The organism is Halomonas sp. Bachu 37, from assembly GCF_039691755.1.
GTDB classification, from domain to species: Bacteria; Pseudomonadota; Gammaproteobacteria; order Pseudomonadales; family Halomonadaceae; genus Vreelandella; species Vreelandella kashgarensis.
Window position 1 is genome coordinate 1,300,110 of sequence record NZ_CP137552.1, and the last position, 26,165, is coordinate 1,326,274.

At 57.1% G+C, this 26,165-nt stretch carries 23 protein-coding genes and 3 pseudogenes; 8 read left to right on the forward strand and 18 right to left on the reverse strand.

The window, feature by feature from the left end:
- Window positions 1-146: 146 nt before the first annotated feature.
- The 8 genes from R5M92_RS05995 to R5M92_RS06030 form a co-directional block, all read right to left on the reverse strand.
- On the reverse strand, window positions 147-1,172 hold the full coding sequence (locus R5M92_RS05995) for a septal ring lytic transglycosylase RlpA family protein (protein ID WP_346798587.1): 1,026 nt from the start codon (window positions 1,170-1,172) through the stop codon (window positions 147-149).
- A complete protein-coding gene (mltB, locus tag R5M92_RS06000) occupies window positions 1,169-2,194 on the reverse strand; it encodes a lytic murein transglycosylase B (protein ID WP_346798589.1) in 1,026 nt (341 codons plus the stop codon). The genes R5M92_RS05995 and mltB overlap by 4 nt, the downstream gene beginning before the upstream one ends.
- Before the next feature lie 66 nt (window positions 2,195-2,260).
- Window positions 2,261-3,421 (reverse strand): rod shape-determining protein RodA, encoded by a 1,161-nt coding sequence (gene rodA, locus R5M92_RS06005; protein ID WP_346798591.1) that lies wholly within the window; start codon window positions 3,419-3,421, stop codon window positions 2,261-2,263.
- A 2-nt stretch (window positions 3,422-3,423) separates the two neighbouring features.
- Window positions 3,424-5,310 carry a penicillin-binding protein 2 gene (gene mrdA / locus R5M92_RS06010; protein WP_346798593.1) on the reverse strand — a complete coding sequence of 629 codons (1,887 nt, stop codon included), beginning with the start codon at window positions 5,308-5,310 and terminating at the stop codon, window positions 3,424-3,426.
- A gap of 185 nt (window positions 5,311-5,495) precedes the next feature.
- The gene (rlmH, locus tag R5M92_RS06015) at window positions 5,496-5,963 is read right to left on the reverse strand and encodes a 23S rRNA (pseudouridine(1915)-N(3))-methyltransferase RlmH (RefSeq protein WP_346799268.1); all 468 of its coding nucleotides are present in this window, start codon (window positions 5,961-5,963) and stop codon (window positions 5,496-5,498) included.
- The gene (gene rsfS / locus R5M92_RS06020) at window positions 5,960-6,328 is read right to left on the reverse strand and encodes a ribosome silencing factor (protein WP_346798596.1); all 369 of its coding nucleotides are present in this window, start codon (window positions 6,326-6,328) and stop codon (window positions 5,960-5,962) included. The genes rlmH and rsfS overlap by 4 nt, the downstream gene beginning before the upstream one ends.
- A gap of 175 nt (window positions 6,329-6,503) precedes the next feature.
- A complete protein-coding gene (gene nadD / locus R5M92_RS06025) occupies window positions 6,504-7,142 on the reverse strand; it encodes a nicotinate-nucleotide adenylyltransferase (RefSeq protein WP_346799270.1) in 639 nt (212 codons plus the stop codon).
- A 17-nt stretch (window positions 7,143-7,159) separates the two neighbouring features.
- A complete protein-coding gene (locus tag R5M92_RS06030) occupies window positions 7,160-8,467 on the reverse strand; it encodes a glutamate-5-semialdehyde dehydrogenase (RefSeq protein WP_346798598.1) in 1,308 nt (435 codons plus the stop codon).
- A gap of 227 nt (window positions 8,468-8,694) precedes the next feature.
- On the opposite strand from R5M92_RS06030, the gene R5M92_RS06035 reads away from it, so the two are divergent.
- Genes R5M92_RS06035 through R5M92_RS06045 form a run of 3 tightly spaced genes read left to right on the forward strand, consistent with a single transcriptional unit; the run spans window position 8,695 to window position 11,915 of the window.
- A complete protein-coding gene (locus tag R5M92_RS06035) occupies window positions 8,695-9,552 on the forward strand; it encodes a hypothetical protein (RefSeq protein WP_346798600.1) in 858 nt (285 codons plus the stop codon).
- Complete coding sequence (locus R5M92_RS06040; RefSeq protein WP_346798602.1) at window positions 9,549-10,487, forward strand: diguanylate cyclase domain-containing protein; 939 nt, start codon at window positions 9,549-9,551, stop codon at window positions 10,485-10,487. The genes R5M92_RS06035 and R5M92_RS06040 overlap by 4 nt, the downstream gene beginning before the upstream one ends.
- A 30-nt stretch (window positions 10,488-10,517) precedes the next feature.
- The gene (locus R5M92_RS06045) at window positions 10,518-11,915 is read left to right on the forward strand and encodes a bifunctional DedA family/phosphatase PAP2 family protein (protein WP_346798604.1); all 1,398 of its coding nucleotides are present in this window, start codon (window positions 10,518-10,520) and stop codon (window positions 11,913-11,915) included.
- A gap of 6 nt (window positions 11,916-11,921) precedes the next feature.
- Here the strand turns inward: R5M92_RS06045 and R5M92_RS06050 are convergent, their stop codons facing one another.
- Genes R5M92_RS06050 through mpl form a run of 3 tightly spaced genes read right to left on the reverse strand, consistent with a single transcriptional unit; the run spans window position 11,922 to window position 14,573 of the window.
- Window positions 11,922-12,542, reverse strand: a complete 621-nt coding sequence (locus R5M92_RS06050; protein WP_346798607.1) for a LysE family translocator — start codon at window positions 12,540-12,542, stop codon at window positions 11,922-11,924.
- Complete coding sequence (locus tag R5M92_RS06055; RefSeq protein WP_346798609.1) at window positions 12,539-13,192, reverse strand: flavin prenyltransferase UbiX; 654 nt, start codon at window positions 13,190-13,192, stop codon at window positions 12,539-12,541. The genes R5M92_RS06050 and R5M92_RS06055 overlap by 4 nt, the downstream gene beginning before the upstream one ends.
- Entirely contained in the window at window positions 13,182-14,573 is a 1,392-nt protein-coding gene (gene mpl / locus R5M92_RS06060; RefSeq protein WP_346798611.1) for a UDP-N-acetylmuramate:L-alanyl-gamma-D-glutamyl-meso-diaminopimelate ligase, read from the reverse strand. Before mpl ends, R5M92_RS06055 begins: the two co-directional genes overlap by 11 nt.
- A 207-nt stretch (window positions 14,574-14,780) precedes the next feature.
- On the opposite strand from mpl, the gene R5M92_RS06065 reads away from it, so the two are divergent.
- The gene (locus R5M92_RS06065; RefSeq protein WP_346798612.1) at window positions 14,781-15,170 is read left to right on the forward strand and encodes a glutaredoxin; all 390 of its coding nucleotides are present in this window, start codon (window positions 14,781-14,783) and stop codon (window positions 15,168-15,170) included.
- Window positions 15,171-15,253: 83 nt separating this feature from the next.
- Here the strand turns inward: R5M92_RS06065 and R5M92_RS06070 are convergent, their stop codons facing one another.
- A complete protein-coding gene (locus R5M92_RS06070; RefSeq protein WP_346798614.1) occupies window positions 15,254-15,769 on the reverse strand; it encodes a hypothetical protein in 516 nt (171 codons plus the stop codon).
- A 389-nt stretch (window positions 15,770-16,158) separates the two neighbouring features.
- Here R5M92_RS06070 and R5M92_RS06075 point away from each other — a divergent pair, with 389 nt between their 5' ends.
- The 3 genes from R5M92_RS06075 to R5M92_RS06085 all read left to right on the forward strand — a co-directional run bounded on the left by R5M92_RS06075 (window position 16,159) and on the right by R5M92_RS06085 (window position 20,900).
- Window positions 16,159-17,445 carry an ATP-grasp domain-containing protein gene (locus tag R5M92_RS06075; RefSeq protein ID WP_346798616.1) on the forward strand — a complete coding sequence of 429 codons (1,287 nt, stop codon included), beginning with the start codon at window positions 16,159-16,161 and terminating at the stop codon, window positions 17,443-17,445.
- 79 nt (window positions 17,446-17,524) lie between these two features.
- Window positions 17,525-19,588: a CocE/NonD family hydrolase gene (locus R5M92_RS06080; protein ID WP_346798618.1), complete on the forward strand. Its 2,064-nt coding sequence runs from the start codon at window positions 17,525-17,527 to the stop codon at window positions 19,586-19,588.
- Between the two features lie 61 nt (window positions 19,589-19,649).
- Window positions 19,650-20,900: a cytochrome P450 gene (locus R5M92_RS06085; RefSeq protein ID WP_346798620.1), complete on the forward strand. Its 1,251-nt coding sequence runs from the start codon at window positions 19,650-19,652 to the stop codon at window positions 20,898-20,900.
- A 131-nt stretch (window positions 20,901-21,031) separates the two neighbouring features.
- Here R5M92_RS06085 and R5M92_RS06090 read toward each other — a convergent pair whose 3' ends face one another.
- The 6 genes and pseudogenes from R5M92_RS06090 to R5M92_RS06105 all read right to left on the reverse strand — a co-directional run bounded on the left by R5M92_RS06090 (window position 21,032) and on the right by R5M92_RS06105 (window position 24,255).
- Window positions 21,032-21,550 (reverse strand): ferritin-like domain-containing protein, encoded by a 519-nt coding sequence (locus R5M92_RS06090; protein WP_346798622.1) that lies wholly within the window; start codon window positions 21,548-21,550, stop codon window positions 21,032-21,034.
- Window positions 21,551-21,623: 73 nt separating this feature from the next.
- A complete protein-coding gene (locus R5M92_RS06095) occupies window positions 21,624-22,463 on the reverse strand; it encodes a manganese catalase family protein (protein ID WP_346798624.1) in 840 nt (279 codons plus the stop codon).
- Window positions 22,464-22,879: 416 nt separating this feature from the next.
- Window positions 22,880-23,050, reverse strand: a pseudogene (locus tag R5M92_RS16205) (general stress protein); the annotation flags it as partial.
- 33 nt (window positions 23,051-23,083) lie between these two features.
- Window positions 23,084-23,248: pseudogene (locus R5M92_RS16210) on the reverse strand (general stress protein); the annotation flags it as partial.
- Between the two features lie 57 nt (window positions 23,249-23,305).
- Window positions 23,306-23,368: pseudogene (locus tag R5M92_RS16215) on the reverse strand (glucose starvation-inducible protein B); the annotation flags it as partial.
- Between the two features lie 575 nt (window positions 23,369-23,943).
- On the reverse strand, window positions 23,944-24,255 hold the full coding sequence (locus tag R5M92_RS06105) for a hypothetical protein (protein WP_346798626.1): 312 nt from the start codon (window positions 24,253-24,255) through the stop codon (window positions 23,944-23,946).
- A gap of 312 nt (window positions 24,256-24,567) precedes the next feature.
- On the opposite strand from R5M92_RS06105, the gene R5M92_RS06110 reads away from it, so the two are divergent.
- Window positions 24,568-26,139, forward strand: coding sequence for an ABC transporter substrate-binding protein (locus R5M92_RS06110; protein ID WP_346798629.1), 1,572 nt, complete (start codon window positions 24,568-24,570; stop codon window positions 26,137-26,139).
- The last annotated feature ends 26 nt before the right edge of the window (window positions 26,140-26,165 follow it).

The window sequence follows — 26,165 nt, forward strand, 5'->3', positions numbered from 1 at the left end:
ACTTTCATGGAAGATTTCTCGTTAACAATGTCATTCTGGATATTCAATACAGGCCTGGCGCATGGCCTTGCCCAGGCTATATCGTTGGCTCGTACGCCGTCGTTGATCCCTGCGTTTTATTGGTATTACTTTGCCACAAATCTTACTCATTCCACCACAAAGGCCTGGGCGAACCCGGCCTGGCGCAAGGCTTCTTTCAATGAGTCCAGCTCGCGAGAGCGCTCGACAGGCCCCACTTGAACACGGTGAACGTCAGTATCGCTTTGCACTCTCACCGATTGCGCCAATTCGCTTTCCAGGCGTGTCTTGAGCGCGGCGGCACTTTCCGATGAGCCTAACGCTGCAATTTGCAGGTAGACTGGCTGTTCAAGATTCCGCTCGGTTGCCGAGTTCGTGGCAGCTGTTTCTGGCGTAGCCACTGCTGGCTCGCTTGACCTCGGACCCTGCCCGCGGTTGCCGGAAGCGGAGCGAGCCGCCGACGCGACAGAGCTGCTTCCCACAGCCGCTGAAGCAATGGTGGAAGCCGCCCCGGCATTTTCCGCCAGCCAGGCTTTTGGTTCGATGGCTTCAACCCTGACCGGTCCTGTACCGTCGTCGAGGATATTCAGGCGTGCCGCCGCCGCATATGAGAGATCAATTTCCCGGTCGCTGTGGAACGGACCACGGTCGTTGACCCGCACGATCACCGACCGCCCGTTATCCAAGTTGGTCACCCGGGCATAAGTGGGCAGCGGCAGGGAGCGGTGCGCTGCCGACATCTTGTACATGTCGTAGATTTCACCATTAGACGTAGCGTAACCGTGAAATTTTTCGCCATACCATGAGGCATTGCCCTGCTTGGCATAACCCCGTGAATCGGGGAGTACCTGGTAGGTCTTGCCCCATACCTCATAACTGGGACGATTGCCGGCACGCGAAGGGGATTCAATGCGCGGCATCGCATCGGGTACCTCGGCTACATTCGGCGGATCCAGAGGGTAGGCGTCGCCACTCATGGCATAACGACCCCCGCCGGATGAGGAAGTCGCTGTATTCGTAGGCGCAGTCGCGTCATTTCCCGCACGGCTAGCACTTCCCGTCGAAGGCACGTCGCGACTAGCGCATCCCGAAAGCACGGCTAACGCCAGGGTACCCGCCGCCAGACGCCGAATCAGCTTGGGTTGGCTGCTCATGACTCTTCCTCGCGGTATTCGGCTAGTGCCGCGGCAAGTTCGGTGACCGCCATCGCATATAGATGGCTATGGTTATAGCGTGTGATCACGTAAAAATTGTGCCGACCGAGACGATAGCGGTAATCGTCCTGCGCCTGATCCAGGGCCAGCGGGATCACGCTCTGGTCAGGTTCCAGCGCCTCGGCCGGTTCGACACCCCGATCCTGAAGCTCTTCGACAGAGATATAGGGGGGAGCAGTCCGGTTGAACTCGATGGAGCCGGGCAATTCGGCAGGGCCGCTTGCTTCATGGTAGATGGCGTCGCCGGCACGCCAGCCATGTTCGGCAAAATAGTTGCCCACACTACCGATGGCATCCACCGGGTTATGCCAGAGGTCGCGCTGGCCATCGCCGTCGAAATCCACCGCATAAGCCCGGTAGCTGGTGGGGAGGAATTGCGGGTAGCCCATCGCTCCGGCATACGAGCCTTTCAACGTATCGGCGGCCACGCCCTGTTCATGGGTGATTTCCAGAAACGCCGCCAACTCGCCGCGAAAGAACTCTCCCCGCGAAGGATGGTGAAACGCCAGTGTGGCCAGAGAGTCCAGCACACGGTGGCGCCCGGTATGGCGCCCGTAATAGGTCTCCACGCCGATGATCGCGGCCACGATCTCAGGCGGGACGCCATAACGCGCCTCGACGCGTTCCAGCGCCTCGGCATGCTCCGCCATGAAAGCGGCTCCCGCCTCGATACGTTCGGACTGGATGAAAATATCGCGATAGTCGCCCCAGCTCAGCCGCCGCTCGGCCGCGCCTTCCATGGCATCCAGGACCGTCTGGCTGAACTCGGCTTCGCGCAGGGTATCTTCCAGCCAGTCTCGCGGAACCCCAAGGCGTTGCACATTCTCGACCAGGCGTGCGACTTCTGCGTGCTCGGCGGGATCGAACTCGGACGGTTGCGCCCAGACATTCGGCGCGCAGTAGATCAGCGCAGCAACTACCGGTACCAGGCGAATCCTTGCCTTCCAGGTGGATATCTTCATTGTCGGTTCCTGAGATTATCCTTAATGAGCTTCACCATGTGTATCATGGCGCTTGGCGCCAGAAGCTTAACGCGGCAATAAGCGACGATGGGAGTGGATCGACATGAGGATACCGAAACCGGCCATCAAGGTCACGCTGGAGGTACCCCCGTAACTGACCAGAGGTAACGGCACGCCCACCACCGGCAGAATACCACTGACCATGCCCACATTGACGAACACGTAAATAAAGAAAGTGAGGATAATGCTACCCGCGAACAAGCGACCGAAGGTGTCATGCGCACACCCTGCCAACCACAGCCCCCGCATCACGATCATCAAGTAGAGCAACAACAGTACCAGCATACCCACCAGGCCGAACTCCTCACCCAGTACGGCGATAATGAAATCCGTATGGCGTTCCGGCAGGAATTCTAGTTGCGACTGGGTCCCTTGCAGCCAGCCCTTGCCCAGTAGCCCGCCACTGCCGATGGCGGTGGTGGATTGAATGATATTCCAGCCCGCCCCCAATGGATCGCTGTCAGGGTTGAGAAAGGTCAGAACGCGTTGGCGCTGATAGTTGTGCAGATTCATCCATAACAGCGGCAAGGCGGAAGCGGCCAGCACGACAAAAAAGGCGATCAATCGCCAGGATAGACCGGCCAGAAGCACCACAATGACCGCCGCGCTGCCTACCAGCAATGCGGTGCCCAGGTCGGGTTGGTTGGCAATCAGCCCGATAGGAACCCCAATGATCACAGCGCAAGCCGCCAGGTCACGCATGCGTGGCGGCAGTTCACGCCGGCTCAGGTACGCCGCCACCATTAAGGGCATGGCCAGCTTCATCAATTCAGAAGGTTGAAAGCGAATCACTCCTGGGATCACTAGCCACCGCTTGGCCCCCATGCCCATATCACCTGCCACTTCCACCGCCAGCAGCATCAGTATCCCCAGGCCATAGGCGAGCGGCGCCCAGCGCTGGAAAGTGGAGGGCGAAAACTGCGCCAATATCACCGCGCCCATCAGAGCCACACAAAATCTCGTCCCCTGAGCAAACACGGTTTCGATACGCTGGCCCGAGGCGCTGTACAAGACCAACAACCCCGCTACCATGAGAACGATCAACATGCCCAGCAGCCACGGGTCCAGATGGATACGTTCCCACAGGCTTTTTCGCCGTGCGATACCGCTCTCGGGAGGTCGTACCGGATAAGCGCGCCGACCCAGGGTCAAGCTCCTCAAGCTCACTGTCACTCCTCGCTTTCCAGAATGGCTTCCACATCCCGGTCGTTTTCTTCCGGTTCCAGCAACCAGGCATCGGTCATCGCTCGGGCCAGGTGGGCGGCATGTGTACTGCCGCCCCCGGCATTCTCGACGATAACGGCGACTGCTATCTGCGGGTCGTCCAGTGGTGCGAATGCCATGAACAGGGCATGGTCGCGCAGGCGCTCTTCCAGCTCGTCGGCATTGTAGCGCTGGTCCTGGCCCAACGAGAAAACCTGGGCGGTTCCCGACTTTCCTCCCATGCGATACTGAAGACCGGTACCAATGCGCCGCGCGGTCCCTTCATTGCCGCTGACGACTTTTTCCATGCCGCTGTAGACTCGCTCCCACCAATCTTCATTAACCAGTTCTATATCGGCCAAAGCGTCAGGGAGCTGAACTGGAAGTGGCTCGTCACCCACCTGCTGAGCCAGACGCGGCTTGATCCAATGGCCACGATTGGCCAGGGTTGCCGTGGCGCTGGCCAGCTGCAACGGTGTCACCTGCCAATACCCTTGTCCGATACCCACGGAAAGCGTCTCGCCGGGATACCAGGCCTGGTTGAAACGTTCGCGCTTCCACTCACGCGAAGGCATCAGCGCCGTACTCTCCCCTTGCACGTCATGGGCGACACGCTGGCCGAAACCGAAGGCGCTCATATTCTTGTGCAGGCGATCGATCCCCAGGTCATGAGCCAGCGAGTAGTAGTAGGTATTGTTGGAGACGGCAATGGAGCGTTCCATGTCCACCCGGCCATGGCCCCAACGCAGCCAGTTCCGGTACCGTCGCGAGTCATTGGGAAGCTGATAGTAGCCGGGATCGTGGATTGCCCGATCCGGCGTGATCACGCCTTCCACCAACCCTGCCAATGCCAGGAACGGTTTAATCGTAGAGCCCGGCGGGTAATGGCCGCGTATCGCTCGGTTGAACAGAGGTAAATCGAGATCCTCCTGCAAGCCCCGATAGGATGCGATGTCGATTCCGGTCACGAACTGGTTGCTGTCAAAACCGGGCGCCGAAACCATTGCCAGTATCTCGCCAGTACCAGGCTCCAGTGCCACGATGGAGCCGCGGCGACCATCGAGCAAATCGTAGGCCAGCTGCTGCATTTCCAAATCCAGGGTCAGAGTAAGATTCTCTCCCGGTACTGGGTCCACGCGCCCCAATTCCCTGAGCACCCGCCCTCGGGCGTTGGTCTCGACCTTGCGCAAGCCCGCCTGACCGTGCAACTCATCTTCATAAAACCGCTCGACCCCGGTCTTGCCGATAAAATGGGTCCCCGCGTAGCGCCCTGAATCCAGCGTCTTGAGTTCATCCACATTGATACGCCCCACATAGCCCAGGGCGTGCGCCATGATTTCGGCATGGGGATAAAAGCGCAGCAGCTGGGCTTCGACCTCCACGCCGGGAAGTCGATGACGATTGACCGCCACGCGTGCAATCTGGTCCTCATCGAGATCACTCATCAGCAGCGCCGGCTGATAGGGACGCTGGCGTTGGCGTGAACGTACCTGAAAAGCCTCGACATCTTCGTCGGGCAGTTCAAGCAGTTCCACCAAAAGCGTGAGTGTATCGTCCAGGTCGTCGACCCGCTCCCGCACAAGGGTAAGGTTATAGGTAGGGCGATTCTCCGCCAGCAAACGTCCTTCACGGTCGTAGATCAAACCGCGTGTCGGGGGTAATGGCTCGACCCTGACACGATTATTCTCAGAACGCGTGCTATAGAGATCGTGCTGAACGACCTGCAGGTACGCCAGACGGCCCATCAGTATCGCAGTCAACGTCAAGACCACAAACACGGCCAACAGGGAGCGCATGCGAAATATTCGCAACTCCTGTTCTGAGTTCTTCAGGGTGTCGCGGCGTTGGAGCATGACGGCGGGCAAACCTCGGTACGTTCAGAATCAGCCTGTTCGAGAAAATTCTTACTCCGCCAGGCCGGCGGAATTCGGCCTGGGCCGATCTGAGCATGCCGACCTGCGAAAGTCGCCCTGCGAGAGTCGCCCTGCGAGAACACGTAGTCAGCAACGTCACGGGCAGTCATCAGGGCGGCGATACTTCAGCGATGATAGGGATGTCCGACCATCAAGGTCCAGGCGCGGTAAAGCTGCTCTGCCAGCATGATCCGCACCAGGGGGTGCGGCAAGGTGAGCGGGGACAGAGACCAGTGCTGGTCGGCCTGCGCCGAAAGCTCGGGGGCCAAGCCATCCGGCCCCCCTACCAGCAATACGACATCGCCCCCTTGCATACGCCAGGCGTTCGCTTCACGTGCCAGCTGCTCGGTGGTCCAAGGTTTCCCTTTCACCTCAAGCGCCACCACGTGCTCGTTGCCACGCAACTTGTCGCGAATGCGCTCGGCCTCTTGCTGCTTCGCCTTCGCCACATCGGCGTTCTTGCCCCTCTGACCGAGGGCGATTTCCTCGACCTCCAGGGAAAAGTCGCGTGGCAAGCGCTTGCGATAGGTATCGACACCATCTTCCACCCAGGCGGGCATCTTGGTGCCCACCGCCAGCAAGCGAACCTTCATGACGTCGAAGCCGGCTCCCTGGCCATCATCGACGCATCGCTGGGCAAGTCGGCCCAAAGCCGCTCCAGATCGTACAGTTCGCGGGCTTCGGGCAGCATGATATGGACCACCATGTCCCCCAGATCGACCAATACCCAGTCAGCATTGGGACCGCCTTCGACGCCGAGCGGCCGCATTCCCTCCGCCTTGGCCTTTTCGACGAGGTTTTGCGCCAGCGCGGCGACGTGCCGGGTAGAAGTTCCGCTGGCGATCACCATCAAATCGGTGACGTTGGTCAGATGCGCCACATCAAGTTGGGTGATGTCCCGCGCCTTGAGTTCTTCAAGCGCATCAATCGCTAGTGTCTTGAGTGTTTCGATTTGCATAACTCCTGATTTACAACCTCACTGGATGACGATCCCATCGGATATCCCGAAAACAAGCCGGCCATTGTAACGGCTTATACCGCCACCGCCAGTGCTATCTGTTTATTCTCTCGCAGCGTATCGTGGCGGGCCGGATGACGCTTTGTGCCCTCTGCCAACCGCGACATGGCGCCTGTCAGCCACGATACAAGTGTTTTGCTTGTATACGCCTCTCGACCGCTTCGGCCAGTAAATAGCGCACACTCAAACCCGACGCCAGGCGACGGCGAATCTCGGTTGCCGAAATAGCCATTCGCGACGGCAAGCGCAAGTGCAAAAGCCCGCCTCCGGGCCGCTGCATCAGTTTCGCCACGCTATCGACTTCACGATCACCGAGCAGTTCCCACGGTGCGTCAGGAAGTGGCGCATGGGAATGCTGGGGTGAATCAGGGCGGTCCAGCACCACGACATGCGCTAGTTCGAATAGTCGCTGGGGGTCTCGCCATTGTCCCAGACGCAGAAAAGCATCGAGACCCACTACCATGACCAGCCGCGCTTCGTCACCATACTCCTGGCGCAGCTCTTTCAGCGTATCCACAGTATAGGACGGCCCTGACCGCTCAAGCTCGCGACCATCCGCCACCAACCCCGGCGTATCGCCGATTCCCGCCTCGAGCAGTTCCAGGCGCGTCAACGGTGCCACCTGGGGGCGGTCGCGTAGCGGAGGCTGGGGAGCCGGTATCATGTGCAGGCGATCCAGCTCCAAGACCTCCCGCACTTCCACGGCGCTACGCAAGTGCCCCAAGTGCACCGGGTCGAAGGTCCCGCCGAACATGCCGATACGCAGTGGCCTCACTGGCGCACCTGGCCATCGCCGAATACGACATATTTTTGTGTCGTCAGGCCTTCCAGCCCCACTGGCCCACGCGCATGCAATTTATCGGTGGAAATACCGATTTCCGCCCCCAGGCCATACTCGAACCCGTCAGCAAAGCGCGTAGAGGCGTTGATGATAACCGAGCTGGAATCCACTTCCGCCATGAAACGGCGGGCCAGGCCGTAGTCCTGGGTCACGATGGCATCCGTGTGGTGAGAACCGAAACGGTCGATGTGGTCCATGGCCTCTTCGATGCCATCCACTACCTTTATCGCCAGCACCGGTGCCAGATACTCCGCGGCCCAGTCCTCTTCAGTGGCGGGTAGCGCCTGGGGCAATATCTCCCGGCAGCGCTCACAGCCGCGCAATTCCACTTGATGGGAAGCATAGGCAGAGGCCAACTCGGGCAATAACTCGGCAGCGACCGGTGCATCGATCAGCAAGGTTTCCATGGTATTACAGGTGCCGTAGCGATGTGTCTTGGCGTTCACCGCAATGTCCAGTGCCTTGTGCCGGTCCGCCGTGGCATCGATATAGACGTGGCATACACCATCCAGGTGTTTTATCACCGGCACCCGTGCCTCACGCGAGATACGTTCGATCAGAGACTTCCCGCCACGGGGAATGATGACATCGATGAATTCCGTCATGCGGATCAGCTCGCCGACCGCAGCTCGATCGGTGGTGGCAACCACCTGAACACTTCCCATGGGCAGTCCCGTCTCAGCCAGAGCAGACTGAATACAGGCGCCGATGGCGGCATTCGACTCTCGTGCTTCAGAGCCACCGCGCAGGATACAGGCATTGCCAGACTTCAAGCACAGGCTGGCGGCTTCCAGCGTAACGTTGGGCCGGGATTCATAGATGATACCGATCACGCCAAGCGGCACACGCATCTTGCCCACCTGGATGCCACTGGGACGATACTGCATGGCGTCGATTTCACCCACCGGATCGGGAAGCGAAGCCACTTGCCGCAGTCCTTCGATCATTGTCTCGATACGGCTGGAGTCGAGCGCCAACCGGTCGAGCAGGGCGGCATCCAGCCCACTGTCACGGCCACGCTGCAAGTCACGTGCATTGGCAGCCAAAACTGCGTCACGGGAGGCATCCAGATGACGAGCCATGGCCGCGAGCGCGGCATTCTTTACCCCGCTGTCACAACGGCGAAGTGCCGTGGAGGCCCCGCGTGCGGCCTTGCCCAGCGCATGCATGTAAACCGAGACATCCATTGGCGGCTGGCCCATAACATCATGATTTTCCGTCGATGTGGAAACGCTCATGCTCTCTCCCCGCGTAGATTACCCATTCTGTATCACCCATCTTGTTACGCTTGAGTGTGGTATGAAGGCCGCTCAGCTGGCACGTTATAATGAGAAAAATGAATGAGCGTGGTAATAAAAATTTACTTAGTCCGACGTCAATAATCGCTATAGTTAAAAAAGAGACAACATCAACTTCGTCGCAGGTGAAACCTGACCTTCAATTCGTCAAATCATCATAAGGCACCATGCAGAGCAAGTACAAAATCAGCCTGCTACGCGGTAATCTTCTCGCAGCCGCCGTCGCCCTGGCTTTATGGACGAAAACTGCACCTCCTCAGACCATGCTGTTGCTATGGCTCAGTATCGGCTGGCTGTTAATCACCGCTCTGCTACTCGAGTTCAGTCATCGGCGCTCGCGGGGCTTACCGTGGCAACTCGTTCCCGGCTTGCTACTGTTGGGTCTCATCGCCGCCGACCCCACACGTCATGCTCTGCTTTTCTGGACCTGGGCGGCACTTCTGATGCTCCCCCAGCGCCCTTGGGTGCTCGCGGTCAATTTGCTGGCGGCTGGCATCAGCCTAGTATTGCTGCGCTCCGTCGTCAGCGATGCGGGATGGTGGCTGCTTGTCGGTGTCTCGAGCGTTCTGGTGGTGCTGGCCATTTCCTGGGCCCGACAGCTTACCGACATGAATGGCGCCATACGCCAACGCTTGCGCCTGGTGCCTGGCCTCAACTTGTGGCCAGGGGAACAGCTGCTAAAGGACCTGCCTCGCGAACAGACCCGCTGCGAGCGCGAAGCCATTCACGGCGAATTACTGGTCCTGCATGTCAAACGCCATCACCTGTGGTCGACCACTCGTAAACTCTGCGAGTTGACGCACAATTTCGAAAATGGTTACCGCCTGGATGGCACCACCCTGGCCACCGTCCTGTTGGCACGCTCGCCGGGGGAGGCGGAGCAGCGACGCAAGCGGCTTCTGGCGGCACTACCCAACTGCCTGGCCAGTACCCACTATCCGCTTCTTGAGCTGGAAACCGAAGATCTGGATATAGCGTCGTTCAAGCAGCCGTCCACATCATTGCGACCCAGGGAGCGAGCATGAGTCAGCACCGTTTTTCCGGCCGCTTGATGACCTTGGCTTATACCTTGTGCATCCTATTGCTGGTCGCTTACGCCATGTGGTTATACTTCATGGGCGAATATGAACAACTTCTGCTGCCGACCTTTCTCTCTCTCGTAATGGTCGTGACGATACTGCTGCACATCGGCCAGGGGCTTCACTCTCACCTGCCGCGCATACTCACGCTGATCTGCACGGCGCTACTGGTAGCCTTCGCCTGGTACCGGCACCCGGACACGCCCGATGTCTGGCTCGGCTTGCCCTTGGCTGCTGCCTTCTTGCTGCTCCCTCTGTGGGCCGCCCTGCTATGCTCCCTTGTTGTAATACCGCTATGGTGGTGGCTCCCTTTACCCATACCCGCCACCCTGGGAAGAAACGAGCAGCTAGGCTATCTCACTCTGATTGCCCTTCTCGCCATGCCGCGCTGGGAACATGGGTTACGTCAGGCGCTATTGAGAGCGACCGACCCGACGGATAACGAATGCAGCGCCTACCATAGCGACACGCTCAATGAGCGCCTGAAGAGTGAATACCAGCGCGCTGCCATGCTCAGCCAACGTATGGCAGTACTGGTGCTGCATCTGCCACAATGGGAAATGGCGGGCGAACAGTTCGGTAATCGGGCACGCATCGCCCTTCTCGAAGCGCTATGCAGTGAAGTTCAGAGCAGTTGCCGCGATCATGATATTATCGGGCGCGCCAGCAGTGCGACCTTCTGGGTCGTGTTACCCGACACCAGCGAAAGCGGTGCATTGCTAGTTCGGGAACGCCTGCAACGCGCTCTGTCTCATCGCGTACTGGTGGAAACCGGCCAACTCGAAGTCCGTATCGCCCTTTGCCTTCCCTCTCCACAGGAGCCCTTCGCACGTTTCGCTCAACGCCTGAAGCGGTGCAGCGAGGTATTGAGCGAACAGTAGAGAGCGCTACCCACTCATTGGAGTCATTCTGTGTCGCTTGTCGATGCGCTTTATCAGCTAACCCCTTCCCCCTGGCTATTGCTGCTGCTTATCCTGCTGATCTCTCTGGTTGAATCACTTGCGTTAGTCGGTTTGCTGGTGCCGGGAGTGGTATTGATCACCGCGGCGGGTTCACTTGCCGGCCATCAAGACGTTGCCATTCCTGCTGTTCTCAGCGCCGCTTTCGTCGGTGCCGTGCTCGGTGACGGAATCAGCTTCAGCCTGGGTTACAGCCAACGAGAGCGGGTCATGCAGCGCTGGCCTCTTTCGCAACATCCCGAATGGCTGGCGCGAGGAGCTCGCTTCTTCAAGCGCTACGGGACACTTTCGGTCTTTTTCGGCCGTTTCGTCGGTCCTGTTCGTCCCATCATCCCTCTGGTAGCCGGCATGTTGCACATGTCCCCACGCACCTTTGCCTGGGCCAATATCGTTTCCGCCGCGCTGTGGGCACCCGCCTACGTCCTGCCGGGCTATCTACTGGGCCGAAGCTGGCAAAAGTTACTGGAATTACCCGCCGAGCTTGAAGCGTGGCTGATCACGCTGGCCATCATCCTGCTCTTTCTGGCGTTGATGTTTTCCTGGGGCCGGGCTCAGCTGGTACGCAACGGGCGGGTATATGGTCTTGTTGCCGGTCTCGCCCGGCGGTTTCCCTTGCTGCGCCGCCCGTGGTTGGCCATGGGTCGCCAGGGAGAAGTGCCTCTGGCGTCCAGTCTGCTGTTGATTGTGTCGCTGGGCAGTTTTTCGGGATGGACCTTGGTAGTACTCGCTTTCGACGGACCGTTACCCATCGACCTGCAGATACAGCAGCTATTCAGCACTCTACAATTCCCCATGGCCTACTATGTCAGTGAGGCACTTGCCCGACTAGGAGATAGCCTCGGCATCATCGCGCTGATTCTGCCGTGGGCCATGTGGATGTTATGGAGAAGGCACATGGCGGCCCTGCTGCACTGGGCGGCCGCACTGGGCGGTATAGCCTTGCTCAATACCTGGGGCAAGGCCGTCTTCGGCCGCGTACGCCCCGAAACGCCGGACTACCTGCTGGGTTCACTGGCATACCCCAGCGCCCACACATCCACCGCCGTGGTGGTCTTCGGCCTGGCCGCCGCCTTTTTCGCCACCGTTATCCCCCATGCCAGGCGTTTCTGGCTCTACTGGGGTGCCGTGGCTCTCGTCACGCCAATGGCGCTATCGCGCCTCGTGCTTGGTTATCATTGGTTCAGCGACGTGATCGGTGGTGCCATGCTGGGGTTGATCGTGTGCTCACTGATCAACCTGAGCTGGCAAAGCCGCACACGTCTTCCGCTGTGGTCCTGCCCTTGGCATATCCTGGCAATCGCATCGGCGGTTCTGGCCGCTTGCCGAATCTTTCTGCTCCCCGCGGTCTAGCGGGAATCAACCCAATGCCAGCCAGACCCCTACACCGACCATCAGGGCGCCGGCGATACGGTTGAGCAAACGCACGTTGTCACGTTCGCCCAGAAGCTTGCGCAGTGTCTGACCACCCGTGGCGTAAACCAGCATGCTGAGAAATTCGATGCATAGAATCAGACCGATAAGAACACCCAGCTGGGCGGGTAACGGTCGGGAGGCGTCCAGAAAGGGCGGCAGCAGCACCATGAAGAATGCCCATCCCTTGGGATTGGCTACCGCTGTCACGAACCCCTGCAGCGCCAGTTGAAGACGCCCTACAGGTGCCATATCCAGATCGGAGGGGATGGCCATGCGTCCGCGCGAGCGCCACATCATTACCCCCAGATACCCAAGATAAGCGCCCCCGACCCACTTGAACAAGGCGAACAACTCGGGTTGACGCAGCATCAGGGCCGCCACCCCCGCCCCGGCAGCGGCGGCCACCAACCCGACGCCAGCCAACTCGCCCATCATCATCCACAGCGTACGCTTTACCCCCTGGGTCATGCCCAGCACCATGGCGAGCGTCATGCACATGCCAGGGGTCAGCGACACCAGCATGAACGTGGGCACGAATACCGTTAGCGTGGCCCAGGGCATCATAGACGCGCATCTTTTGTGGCGGTGGCAGGCTCCCCCCAGCGCGGCATCAAGGAGTGCTCGACACCCAGCTGATTGAGAATGCGCGCCACGATGAAATCGATAAGGTCTTCTACCCGCTGCGGATGATGATAGAACCCCGGAGCAGCCGGCAGAATGACGGCGCCCATCCGCGTCAACGCAAGCATATGCTCGAGATGAATAGCGGAAAAAGGTGTCTCCCGAGGCACCATGATCAACTTGCGCCGCTCCTTCAGGGCGACATCCGCCGCCCGCTCGATCAAATTGTTGCTGGCGCCACAGGCAACCGCCGACAACGTGCCCGTGGAGCATGGACATACGACCATTGCTGCGGAAGCCCCCGAGCCGGAAGCCACGGGAGCCATCCAGTCCTCACGACCAAAACAGCGTATCTGGCCGGGCCTGGCGCCACTACGCTCGCTCAAGGCACGACACAAGCGCTCCGGCTGAGCCGGCAGTGACACATCGGTTTCGGTCGCGATCACCATGTGAGCCGCCTTGGAAACCATCACCCACACCTCGTGCCCTGCCGCCGCCAGTACGTCGATCAGGCGCAGGCCGTACTGCGCGCCGGAGGCACCGGTCAAGGCCACGGTCACGGGCGGCCGGAAAACGTCCCGATCAATTTCCATGCGGTTGGCGCTCCTCGAGGGCGTGGAGCAGTTTTTCGTGGACACCGCCGAAACTCCCGTTGGACATCACCACGATACGATCCAGGGGAGACGCCTTGGCCACCACGGCGGCGACCAATGTCTCCAGATCCTGGTAGAGCGCCGCGTCTTCTCCCCGCTGCTGGACCACTTCATCGAGTGACCATTCGAGTCCCGGCGGCTGGTACCAGAAGACATGATCCGCATGGCGGGTACTCTCACCGAGACGCTGGCGCAGCGCCCCCAGGCGCATGGTGTTGGAGCGGGGTTCGATCACCGCCAGCAAACGCCCCTTGCCGGTAGCCGCCCGCAGCCCTTTCAGGGTCGCCGCGATTGCAGTCGGATGGTGGGCAAAGTCATCGATCACCTGCACTCCATTCACCTCGCCGCGCACCTCCTGACGCCGCCGGGGCGTCTCGAATCGCGACAGCGCGGCACAACCGCGTGCCAATACCACGCCGCATGCGTTGGCCGCTGCCAGGGCCGCCAAAGCATTGCGAGCGTTATACTCGCCGGTCAGTGCCCAATCCACGACAGCATCATCATCGTTGCCAGTGTCATCTTGATGAATCACCTGAAAGCGGCTGGCATCATCGCGCTCCAATACGATCCGCCACTGGCTTTGCGCCTGATTGCCAAAGCGAACCACTGGGCTCCATGCGCCTTGCGCCAGCACGCGCTCCAGCGCAGGCTGACCGTCGGCAACGAGCAATTGCCCCTTACCGGGAACGGTACGTATCAGATGATGGAACTGACGTTCAATGGCGGCCAGGTCATCGAATATATCGGCGTGATCGAATTCCAGGTTATTGAGAACCGCAATGTCGGGGCGGTAATGAACGAATTTGGAACGCTTGTCGAAAAAGGCCGTATCGTATTCATCGGCTTCCACGACGAAGGGACTCCCAGCAGCACCCAACCGGGCGGAGACGCCGAAATTACGCGGCACACCACCGATCAGAAAACCCGGTTCCAGCCCTGCCGACTCCAGCAGCCAAGCCAGCAGGCTGGCCGTGGTGGTCTTGCCGTGTGTACCCGCTATCGCAATTACCTTGCGTCCCGGCAGGACGTGTTCGGCCAGCCACTGCGGTCCCGAGACGTACGCCATGGCACTATCGAGCACAGCCTCGACCTCGGGATTGCCCCGGGACAACGCGTTGCCCACGATGACCTGATCGGGCCGAGGATCGAGATTTTCCGCTCGGTAGCCCTCCTGAAGCACGATCCCCGCGTCAGCCAGCTGGGTACTCATGGGCGGATAGACATTGGCATCAGAGCCGCTAACGGTATAACCCAATTCACGTGCCAGCAGTGCCAGGCTGCCCATGAAGGTGCCGCAAATGCCGATGATATGAAGGTGCATGAAGATCGAATCCCTGTGCATCACAAGACAGCCATGCAGACTAGCATGACGTGCCGCTTTGCTCATCCATGCGTGTGCGTGCCGAACGATGCCTGACCGGCTGTTCCGCCTATCTCGCTGATAGTAGCAGCTGTCAGTGACAATAGCGGCGAGTTATTGCAGGATGCGTCCTTGATGTTGTCGCTCACCACCGAAAAGGATGGCCCGATGAGGTTCATTGTTCGTTATTTCTTTCGTGGCCTACGCCTGGTATTGGCACCGGTCATGCTGATCGCCGAAAAAGTATCCACGCCCCAGGCGATGGAGCGCAGCCCGGAAGAGCAGGCGCGGATCGATGAAGAGTGCCGCAGACTAGCGCTCTATCAGTTTCGCACTTGCCCCTTTTGCATCAAGGTGCGCAAGGAAATGGCGCGTCTGGGACTGAATATTGAATTGCGCGATACCCAACTGGACCCCGATCACCGGAAAGCGCTGGAGGAAGGTGGCGGTAAGGTGAAAGTCCCCTGCCTCAGAATTGCGGACGAAATGAATGGCGATACGTGGATGTACGAATCCGACGAGATCAATGCCTGGCTGCACAAGCGTTTCGGTCAATGACGCCTCGCTCTGACGATTCGGCACCAACCAGCACGTCAGTCAGCATGAGTACCTGACAGCTAGAGCGTCACCAGAGCGCATTGTCAGAATTCGATCTTGCTGGCTTTAATATCAAACGTCACATCGATCTCGATAGCTTCTTCCATGTTCGGCATGGTGCCCAAACGCTCCTGCAATGCCAACCACCCCTCGACCCTGCCCATTACTCGTATCGTGCGGCCTTCGCGATGTAGGGAGTCCAGCGTCAGGGTCACATCTGCTCCTTCCGAGGTAAACAAGGGGGGCATGGCCGAACCGCCGATAAGATGGATCACATCGAAGTCGACCACCTTGTCTTCGGTGATCGTCATGCTCAGGGAGAGGGCTTCCCGAGTGCTCCAGGAATCGGGATCGATAAATCCCGTCACGTCGAGATTCACCATGTCGCCGTACTCGATGAAAGTGGCATTGGAATCGCTGCCATAGCTCAACACATGCCACTCACGTTCTTCCCCGTCGAGCATTCCCGCGAGCGTATCCGCCCCTGCACTGCCGGAGTGAAGCATCAATGCGGCCAGTATTCCCAAGGCCGCTGCGTATAACCTGCTGTTCCACCACATTGTCCCATCCTGGTTGCATCCACCAACGATTCGTCTCTTGCCAAGGGCTTTCTCAGCATAGCGTAAAAGCGCCCCGACATGAGCCATGCGAAAATTCAATACCTCTTTTAAAACAAAACATATAGTAAAAACAAAAGCTTATCAGGGGCATCATGTCGTGCCGTCCGAATGACACTATGTTAACTGAGATTTTTAAAGCGTAACTTTTTCTCAACTCCGTGGAAACGCGCTGCTTCCTTTACTAGGGTAATTGCGTAAGGAAACAATGGAGCACTGTGCTCCCGATAGCTTCATGCAATAGCTTCGCGCAATGACCTGCTTGATTAGGTCATGCTCAATAAACAGCCCCTTATCAAGTCAAGGAGCTAATCCGTCAAGGAGATAGATGGATGAAACGCAATGTATTCGTCGTTGCGCTTGAAGAGCAGCAACGCCAGGAATTCAAAACGCTACGCCGCGCGCGCGAACTGAGTGTTCATGGCCTGTTGGATGTCAGCACAGCAGTCGAACCTCCCGAGAAGATCTCTTTCCATCGGCTGATGGAACAGGCGAGAAAGGAGCTTGAAGACCACGGCGGGCCGGTCGATGCCATCGTTGCTCATTGGGACTTCCCTACCAGTGTCATGGTCCCGCTGTTGTGCAAGGAGTACGGTATCCCCTCTCCGTCGGCAGAAAGTGTACTGACGTGCGAGCACAAGTACTGGAGCCGCCTTGAACAGCAGAGAGTGATCCCCGAGTGCGTCCCCGCCTTCTGTAGCGTGGACCCTTTCGCCGAGAACCCGCTGGAGCAGGTCACGCTGGATTTCCCCTTCTGGCTGAAGCCGGTTAAGGCGTTTTCCTCCCAGTTGGGTTTCAAGGTCGAGAACGAGGCGCAGTTTCAGGAAGCGATCGAGACCATGCGCCAGGAGATTCGCCACTTCGGCGACCCCTTCAATGAGGCGCTCAGTTACATCGATCTGCCCGCCGACCTGGAGGGATGCGACGGTAACACTTGTATTGCCGAACAGCTGGTCTCGGGCATACAGGCCGCGCCGGAAGGCACGATGTTCCAAGGTGAGTTCAATGTCCACGGCATCATCGCCCAGGGCAGAAGTGCTGAAGAAGGGTTATTCGATCGCCTGGAGTATCCCAGCCATCTGCCGGAGAAAATCCACCGTCGCATGATCGGTATCTGCAAGACGTTCCTGACTCACATCGGTTTTGACAATGGCTGTTTCAACGCCGAATTCATGTGGGACGAGAAAACGGACCAGTTATGGCTGATTGAATTCAATACGCGGATTTCACAATCCCATAGCGAAATCTTCATCATGGTCGACGGCATGTCCAACCATGAAGTCGCAATAGATATCGCACTCAACGAGCGTCCCTCCCTGCCCAACCGGGAAGGTCATTATCCAGTGGCAGCCAAGTGCTACATCCCGTATGAACACAAGGACGGCATCGTCACTCGTGTACCCAGTGCAGAAGAAATCCAGGCACTGCGCGAGCGCTTTCCCGGTACCGAGGTGAAACTCGCCGTGCATGAGGGTAGCCGTTTAAGCGAGCTTCCCAATCAGGATGCATTCAGCTATCAACTAGGGACGTTATATATCGCCGCCGAGGAGCACGAACAGATCCAGGAGCGATATGACGCCTGCCTGGAAGCGCTACGTTTCGAGATTGATCCTGTGTAACCACATCTCGACGAGACGTGACATGGCAAGGCGCGATAGCCAGACGAGGAACACAAGCCAGCAATTTCAAGGAGACACCATGAAGACAATGGCTTCGTACCCGTACAAGGTTCGGGAAATAGAAAATATCTTCATTCCCATGCGTGACGGGGCGCAGCTAGCCGCTCGTATATGGCTGCCCGAGGAAGCGGAGCGCACACCGATGCCGGCGATCATGGAGTACATTCCTTATCGCAAGCGGGATCTGACCCGTGGGCGCGATGCGACCAATCATGCTTACATGGCGGGCCATGGTTATGTATGTGTGCGAGTCGACATGCGCGGTAGCGGCGATTCCGACGGGGTCATTACCGACGAATATACCCAGCAGGAGCAGCAGGACGGCGTTGACGCCATCGAATGGCTATCCCAGCAATCCTGGTGCGACGGTAACGTGGGCATGATGGGGATATCCTGGGGCGGCTTCAATAGCCTGCAGGTAGCGGCGCACCAACCGCCGGCACTCAAGGCAATTATCAGCATTTGCTCCAGTGACGACCTCTACGCCGACAACATGCATTACATGGGTGGCTGCCTGCTGGGCGACAACCTGTCCGAAGCTACCGTCATGTTTGCCTTCAACTCGCTGCCACCGGACCCCGCGATCGTCGGGGACCGCTGGCGGGACATGTGGCTGGAACGCATGGATTGCAGCGGTTTGTGGCTCGAGTCCTGGCTAGGACATCAGCGGCGCGACGCCTACTGGACGACAAGCTCCGTTTGCGAGTATTACGATGCCATCAAGTGCCCGGTATATGCCATCGGTGGCTGGGCCGACGGGTTCACCAATACCGTATTACGCTTGCTCGAGCATCTCGATGTACCCCGGAAGGGACTAATTGGACCTTGGGGACATAAATATCCCCATCAAGGAATGCCAGGGCCGGCTATCGGTTTTCTCCAGGAAGCGGTGCGCTGGTGGGATTACTGGCTGAAGGGTATTGAGAACGGCATCATGGATGAGCCTTCGGTACGCGCCTGGCTTCAGGATAGTGTCCCGCCCGAAGCCTCATATGATGAGCGTCCCGGAAGGTGGATCAGCGAACCCCATTGGCCCAGCGACAATATTCATCAAGCCTACTATGGACTCGGCCGTTATGCGTTGAATCCCATGGCAGGCGAAGCTAATGCAACAGACAGCAGCAATACAACATCCGGGTCGCAAGCTGACGAAAAGGCTATCTCCGTACAGTCCCCATTAAGCGTGGGGTTATTTGCCGGTAAATGGTGTTCATACGCCGCCACTCCCGACCTGCCCGGCGATCAACGCGAAGAGGATGGTGGATCGCTGGTATTCACCTCTCCTCCCCTGGAAGAACCGCTGGAAATATTCGGCGTGGCGTCGCTTTCCCTTGAGATTTCGGCAAACAAACCCCAGGGCATGTTGGCGGTCCGTCTATCGGATGTAGCGCCGGACGGCAAGGCCACCCGGGTAACCTATGGTCTGCTCAACTTGAGCCATCGCGACAGCGACGCCAACCCCGAACCCATGGTTCCCAATCAACGCTATCGCGTCCAGGTAGCGCTGAATGGTATCGCCCAGCGTTTTCCCGTCGGTCATCAACTGCGCATTTCGGTTTCCACTTCATACTGGCCACTGGCCTGGCTACCGCCGGAAAGCGTGCAGGTGGATGTTTACCCGCAAAATAGCCAGTTGACACTTCCGGTACGCCCACCCCGCGAGGAAGATGAGGCCTTGGCCCCCTTTGCAGAACCCGAGGGAGGCGAGCCGATCGAAACAACAACACTAGCGCCCAGCGAGCACAACTGGTGCTTGCATCGTGATCTCGCTGCCAAGAAGTCCGTTCTCGAAGTGATCAACGATCAGGGTAATTTCCGCATCGATGAGATCGGCACGGAAATTCATCGCAGCAATCGCGAGTGGTATACCACGGTAGAAGACGAGTTCACCTCGGCGCGCGGCGAGACGTACACGGAGCGCTGTTTCAAACGCGACGACTGGAATGCCGAGGTTTATACCCGCACGGTGCTCAGTTGTTCCAGCGAGTATTTCTTCATCCATGCACAGTTGGACGCCTATGAGGATGACTACCGAATCTTTTCCAAGAACTGGGAAAAGGTGATTCCTCGTGACAACCTCTAACGGGATAAGTAGATAGCTCCACCCCACTAAACCGGTACCCTTTGCAGGGAGAGATAGACCCATGGTCAAGCCAGCGCGCGAGAAAGCGCCCGACAGTACGCTTTCCCTGCTACGTGAGGGCTATCGGTTTATTCCTAACCGATGTCGGAAACACGACAGCGATATTTTCGAGGCGCGGCTGCTGCTTGAACGCACCCTTTTCATCCAAGGGGAAGACGCGGCGAAAATCTTTTATAACAAGACCCATTTCACCCGGGAGAATGCGGCCCCCAAGCGTCTCGAAAAGACGCTCTTCGGCGAGGGCGGTGTACAGGGATTGGATGACGAGGAGCATCTTCATCGCAAGACGCTTTTCCTGCCTCTGCTCGAAGCGGAAAACGTAGCCGATCTGGTCGAGACAACCCGTCTGGTCTGGCTAGAGCGTTTGGCGCACTGGAAAATCGGATCTACCATTGTGCTGTTTGACGAACTTCAGGAGATCTTGTTCCAGGGTGTCTGCCGGTGGGCGGGCGTTCCTCTCGCCGAAGAAGAAATAAGCGATAAGACCAGAAAGATCGCCTTGTTGATCGAAAGCCCGGCTGCCATCACGTTCAAGCACTTGAAAGGCCGAATGGCAAGGAAACAACTGGAAGACTGGGCAGCCAAACTGATTACACAGGTGCGCGAGGGTACTCTAAACGTAGCCCCCGATAAGGCATTAGCTCGGGTCGCCTGGCACCGCAATCAAGCTGGCGATCTTCTCGCTACCGAAGTCGCGGCAGTGGAGTTACTCAACATACTGCGGCCCACCACAGCGGTAGCACGCTATCTCGCCTTTATTGCCCATGCCCTGCATACCTACCCGCAACACAGGGAGCCGTTGGCAAAAGATGACGGCACTTACCGGGAATGGTTTGTCGAAGAAGTGCGCCGCCATTATCCATTCTTTCCCTGCGTCGTGGCCGTGGTGAAGTCCCCCTTCACTTGGCAAGGTATCGAGTTTACTCATGGTCGCAGGGTCGTGCTTGACCTGTATGGAACCAATCACGACAAGCGCTTATGGGAGCGGCCCGACGACTTCGATCCGCAGCGTTTTCAACAGACTCGTGATGAAAGCTATTCGCTGATCCCGCAGGGGGGTGGAGATTACGCGCTTCATCATCGCTGCCCCGGTGAAAGAATCACTCTAGGCTTGATGCATCTATGCGTGGATATGCTGGTCAATCATATTCGCTACGAGGTTCCTCGGCAGGATCTGGATATCGATTATGGCAAAGTACCCACCCTGCCAAACAGTCGTTTCGTAATCGAATTCTCGGGCGATAGCTCTTAAACGATGAATAGCTCTTAAAACGCTAAAATAGTGAACTAATCAAATGAAACAGTAGGTTGAAAGATAAAACGGGATTGAAAGAAAAACCGCCCGGTTTTTTTGACCGGGCGGTTTTTTACTTCAGTTCTCTATTATTTCTTGGCCGTGAGATCGTCGCTCTCGGCACGCTCCAGAAACTTGCGTGTGGTCTCGTCCAGATGCTCGGCCAGCCATTTCGCCATGGCCTCTTCCTCTTGAAGAATGCCTTTGCAGATAGCGGCGATTTCTGGCTTGGATGCCCTCTCGGCTGCCTGAATCAGAGCCTTGTAGCTGGCTATTTCAAAATGCTCGAAAGAGTAGCTTGCCAGGGAGCCCTTCATTACCTCATCGCCTGCCATCATGCCGCCCACGGCTTGTCCAAAAGCCATCAGCTGGGCACCGGTATCCTTCATGGTGGAAGTACTCACGCCCAGCAGTGTCATGCACTCTTCCAGCTTTTTCGCCTGGTCCTGAGTCTCCACGATATGTTGCTCGATGCGCTCACGTAACGTTGGATAGTGGTCAATTCGGCTCGCTTGAGATTGCAACATCTGTTCCGCCTGCTTTTCCATAGCATGCGCATCACGTAGCCAATCTTCTAGGTGTTTGAGCGTTTCCGTTTGATTAGCCATTTCTCTCTCCTTATCAGTAAATCCAATCACTTATCCGAGCCGAGCCGCATAGGAGCGGCCGGCTCGTAAAGCGTTACTTCTTCATTGGCGTGATCTGCTCTTCCTGAGCACCTGAAAGAGGTTTGGCTGGCCCAAGCTCAGGAACTTGTCCTTCGGGTTCGGGCTGGTTCTTGACGAAGTATTCGCTACGACCATCCAGAGACTTGCCTTCCGCCCAGCGGCCGGAGGGAGCCTCTTTATCCAGCAAGGTATTGAGATAGTAATACGAATGCTGTGTGGCTTCGTGATCTGTAGGTGTGGCATTAGGAATTGGTAGCTGAGCTTCCATACCGCCCATTTCCTCGATTACCGCCAGCCACTGCTGCTGATGGTAAGTATCACGAGCGATAAGGAAGGAGAGGAAGTCCTTCATGCCATGATCGTCGGTCCAGTTATACAGGCGCGATACCAGTGTTCTCCCGCTGGCCTCTGCTGCGACGTTGGCCATCATATCCGCCCCGAGATTGCCGGAGGCATAGATGTGGCTCATATCAAATGGTACCCCATTGGAGTTTACCGGCATGGCGGAGAGGCCTGAGGACAGCAAATGGCGTGGGTTGGCCCCGCCAAGAATGGCATTGATGATAGGGTCCTTGGCCGACTCTTCCTGATAGGAGACGGGCGCGCCTTCCAAATTGAGTGTTACCGCGTGGGCCAGCATTTCGATGTGGCCAAGCTCTTCCGTCGCGGTGGACATCAGCAGATCACGAATCCGATCGTCCCCACGATTCCCCATGGCCTGGAAGAAATACTGCATGGCCACACGAATTTCACCTTCCACGCCACCGATGGCTTGTTGCAGCAACATCGCGAACTGCGGGTCAGGTTTATCCACCTTGACTGGGTACTGTAATTTACCGGAATGATGAAACATCTCGACCTCCTATCGTTTGCCTCATGAGAGACGGCAGGCAAAAGGGAATTGTCTCCTTTCGCTCGTATCATCCATGCTTGTCTGGCTCTGCTTGCCTATCTGCTCAAGTTCTGCTTGTACAAAACAGGACATTTACGCTTGCAGAAAACAGCTGCCGGACCAATCTCCAACAGCTGTTACATAAAACATCGCGACTTTTGGTATGATGCCTTTCTTTCCCCATCCATGGTTTCATTCGGATGGCCGTCCCTGGCGAAAAAGAAGCTGCCTTGTATTTTCTCTCTGCTAGACACTCTTAGGAAGAGCCTGCCTTCCCTGGCATGTAGCCTGTATTCCCTGGCCTAACACGTCTTCCTGACGTTTCGAGAGCACCTTGATTCAGTTTACAAGGCAGACAAGTCGCTAGTTGCCCTTAGTCAGTGCGAGTTCTTGCCGCCTTTCTGACCGGCTTCAGAAGCTTTCTGCTTATCGTTGGCAAAGTTGCCACCGCTGTTCTGGCCACCTTTCTGACCAGCTTCGGATGCTTTCTCGGGGTCGTTGGCGAAGTTGCCACCGCTGTTCTGGCCACCTTTCTGACCAGCTTCAGATGCTTTTTGCGGGTCGTTGGCAAAGTTGCCACCGCTGTTCTGGCCACCTTTCTGACCAGCTTCGGATGCTTTCTCGGGGTCGTTGGCGAAGTTGCCACCGCTGTTCTGGCCACCTTTCTGACCAGCTTCAGATGCTTTTTGCGGGTCGTTGGCAAAGTTGCCACCGCTGTTCTGGCCGCCCTTGTGGCCAGCCTCGGCTGCCTTCTGCGGGTCGTTGGCAAAGTTGCCACTGCTGTTGTGGCCGCCTTTCTGGCCAGCTTCAGAAGCTTTCTGCTTATCGTTAGCAAAGTTGCCTGGATTTTGGTTTTGCTGTGCCATTTTCACTTCTCCTTTACTTTCACCTGAACTTCAATTCGAGATAAAGATTCAGAGCCAAGCCCTGTCATTCTCGATGCTTCAGTTTGGTTTAGTACATCCATATACCGGCTGTCCGGCACTGCTAAGGCCTATTGCCCATCAGCGATTTAAAGGTAGGCAGGGTAAGCGGCATCCCGCAAGATTCTTTATGTAACAGATAGTAATCATCAAATAAATATTAACTTAGGTTAAAAAATCAGCGATGTATTAAATTTATCTATTAAAACCAGTTATTTATACTTTAACTCATACTTGGATTACACTTTTTACCATGACTAAGATATAGAGTTGTCAGACATCCGGCTTAGGTTCATAAGCTAAAATAATGGTGTGGATCGACATGCAAAAGTTGATCGCCGGAATGCTTTAATTAAGAAGAATTAACGCGCTCGCAGGTAAGCCTTCCCGAGCCTGTCGAAAAAATCATCAAGTAAAATTAGACGAAGAGATATAAATAAAATAGCGCTCTTGATGAGCGCTATACGGCGTAAGTAGAAGCAAATTTCGTCAATACTTACTTAGATCTTAGAGTAAGCTTATCCTTGGCGCCTGGAATTACTCGCTTTTTGCGCTTTCTCATTAATATTGTCTTTCTGGTCCTGCTTATCGCCCGCCTGCCAGCCGGAAAACTCCTTTTCATCATAGTCGGAACCGTGATGCGGGTTGGGGTGGCTTCCTTTCTGGTTATCGACATTGGCGTCAGGCCGATAGACCTGCGGCTGCTCATTCGGCTCTTGGGTCGACGAGTCCGCTGAGGACGGCTTGGTCGTAGGCGTATCACGCTTGACGACTGCCTCCGCCTGCTCTCTTTGCGACTTTTTATCGTCGGTTCCATTCGTGGAATTCATGATTGCTCCTCCTGATGGCGATGGATATTCGGGTACAACTCCGTGTCCCTTGCCAGAACTTAGAAAATAGCAGATGCCAAGTAAAAGCCAAGCGCTCCTTACTTAGTCGTATTGACAGAAAATGTCACTGCGCTGCAGCCCGCTTCATTCAGGGGTTGAATGACGTCTCTCATAATTTCGATTGTCTGATGCAGTAAGGCCTATCTATTGTAACGTAACGGCCTGCGGGTCGACCGCGCATGGCTTGCTGCTACCAAACACGTGGAAAGCGGCAAGTGTTCCAAAATAATCATATAGCTATGGGAACTCACTATGACGTTCAAGAAAACGCTGCTGGCCTCCGTTATTGGCGCCACTCTGGCAGGCACCGCCTTGCTGCCCATGACGGCCAGCGCCGAAACCCTGCGCATCGGTTACAGCGCCGACCCGGAAACCCTGGATATCCACGAACAGCTCTCGGGCGGTATGCTGCGTTTCTCACACCTGGCATTCGACCCGTTGGTACGCTGGACCAAGGATTTCAAGTTCGAGCCACGCCTGGCTACTGAATGGGAACAAGTCGACGAAACCACCATGCGCATGACCCTGCGTGAAGGCGTCATCTTCCACTCCGGCAATGAATTCACTGCCGAAGACGTGGTCTGGACGATTGAACGTCTGAAGGAGAGCCCTGATTACCGCGCTATCTTCGAGCCGGTGGAAGGTGCCGAAGCCATCGATGACTATACTGTCGAAATTACCACGGCCGAGCCCTATCCGCTGCTGCTCAACCTGGCCACCTACATCTTCCCGATGGATCGCAAGTTCTATACCGGCGAAACCGAAGACGGCGACGATAAGAGCGAAATCGTCAAGGCAGGCAACTCCTTCGCCTCACGCAACGTTTCCGGCACCGGTCCCTTCGTGCTGACCGAGCGGCGCCAGGGTGTTCAGGTCGATTTCGAGCGTTTCGATGATTATTGGGACACCGAAACTCAAGGCAACGTTACCAGCATCGTGTTGACACCTATCGCCGAGAACGCGTCTCGCGTGGCTGCCCTGCTGTCCGGTGGTGTGGATTTCATCGATGCCGTACCCCCCAACGATCTCGATCGCGTACGTGAAGCCGACGATGTCGAACTCGTCGAAATCAACGGTACTCGTATTATTGGCTTCCAGCTTAACGAAGAGCGCGTCGAAGCCTTCCAGGATCCGCGCGTGCGCCAGGCGGTGGACCTTGCCATCAACCAGGAAGGCATCGCCGACCGCTTGATGCGTGGTTTTGCCACGCCGGCCGGGCAGTTCTCGCCGGAAGGCTATTCCGGCCACAACCCGGACCTGACCCCGCGCTATGACCTGGAGCGCGCCCAGGAACTGATGGCGGAAGCCGGTTACGAAGACGGTTTCGAGATCGACATGATCGCGCCCAACAACCGCTACGTGAACGATGCCCAGATCGCCCAGGCCGTAGCCAACATGCTGGCGCGCATCAATATCAAGGTAAACCTGCGCACCATGCCGCTGGCCCAGTACTGGCCGGAATACGATACACGTGAATCCGATGCCGCGATGATCGGCTGGCACGCCGATACCGAAGACAGTGCCAACTTCTTCCAGTACCTGAGTTTCTGCTTCGACGAGGAAAGCGGTGCCGGCCAGTACAACTACGGCGGTTACTGCAACGAAGAGATCGATGCGCTGGTCACCGAGGCCGATAGCGAAACCGATCTGGAAAAGCGCAACGAAATGCTGCGTGAAGCCGAAGCCATGCTTTATGAAGACGCCGGTTTCATTACTCTGCACTGGCAGAATCTGGCCTACGCCGCTCGCGAGGGCGTGAATGTCGAACCGATCGTCAACGCCATCGATTTCCCCTACCTGGGTGACCTCGTCATCAAAGAATAACTGCATACTCCTTTAGTCCGCATGGA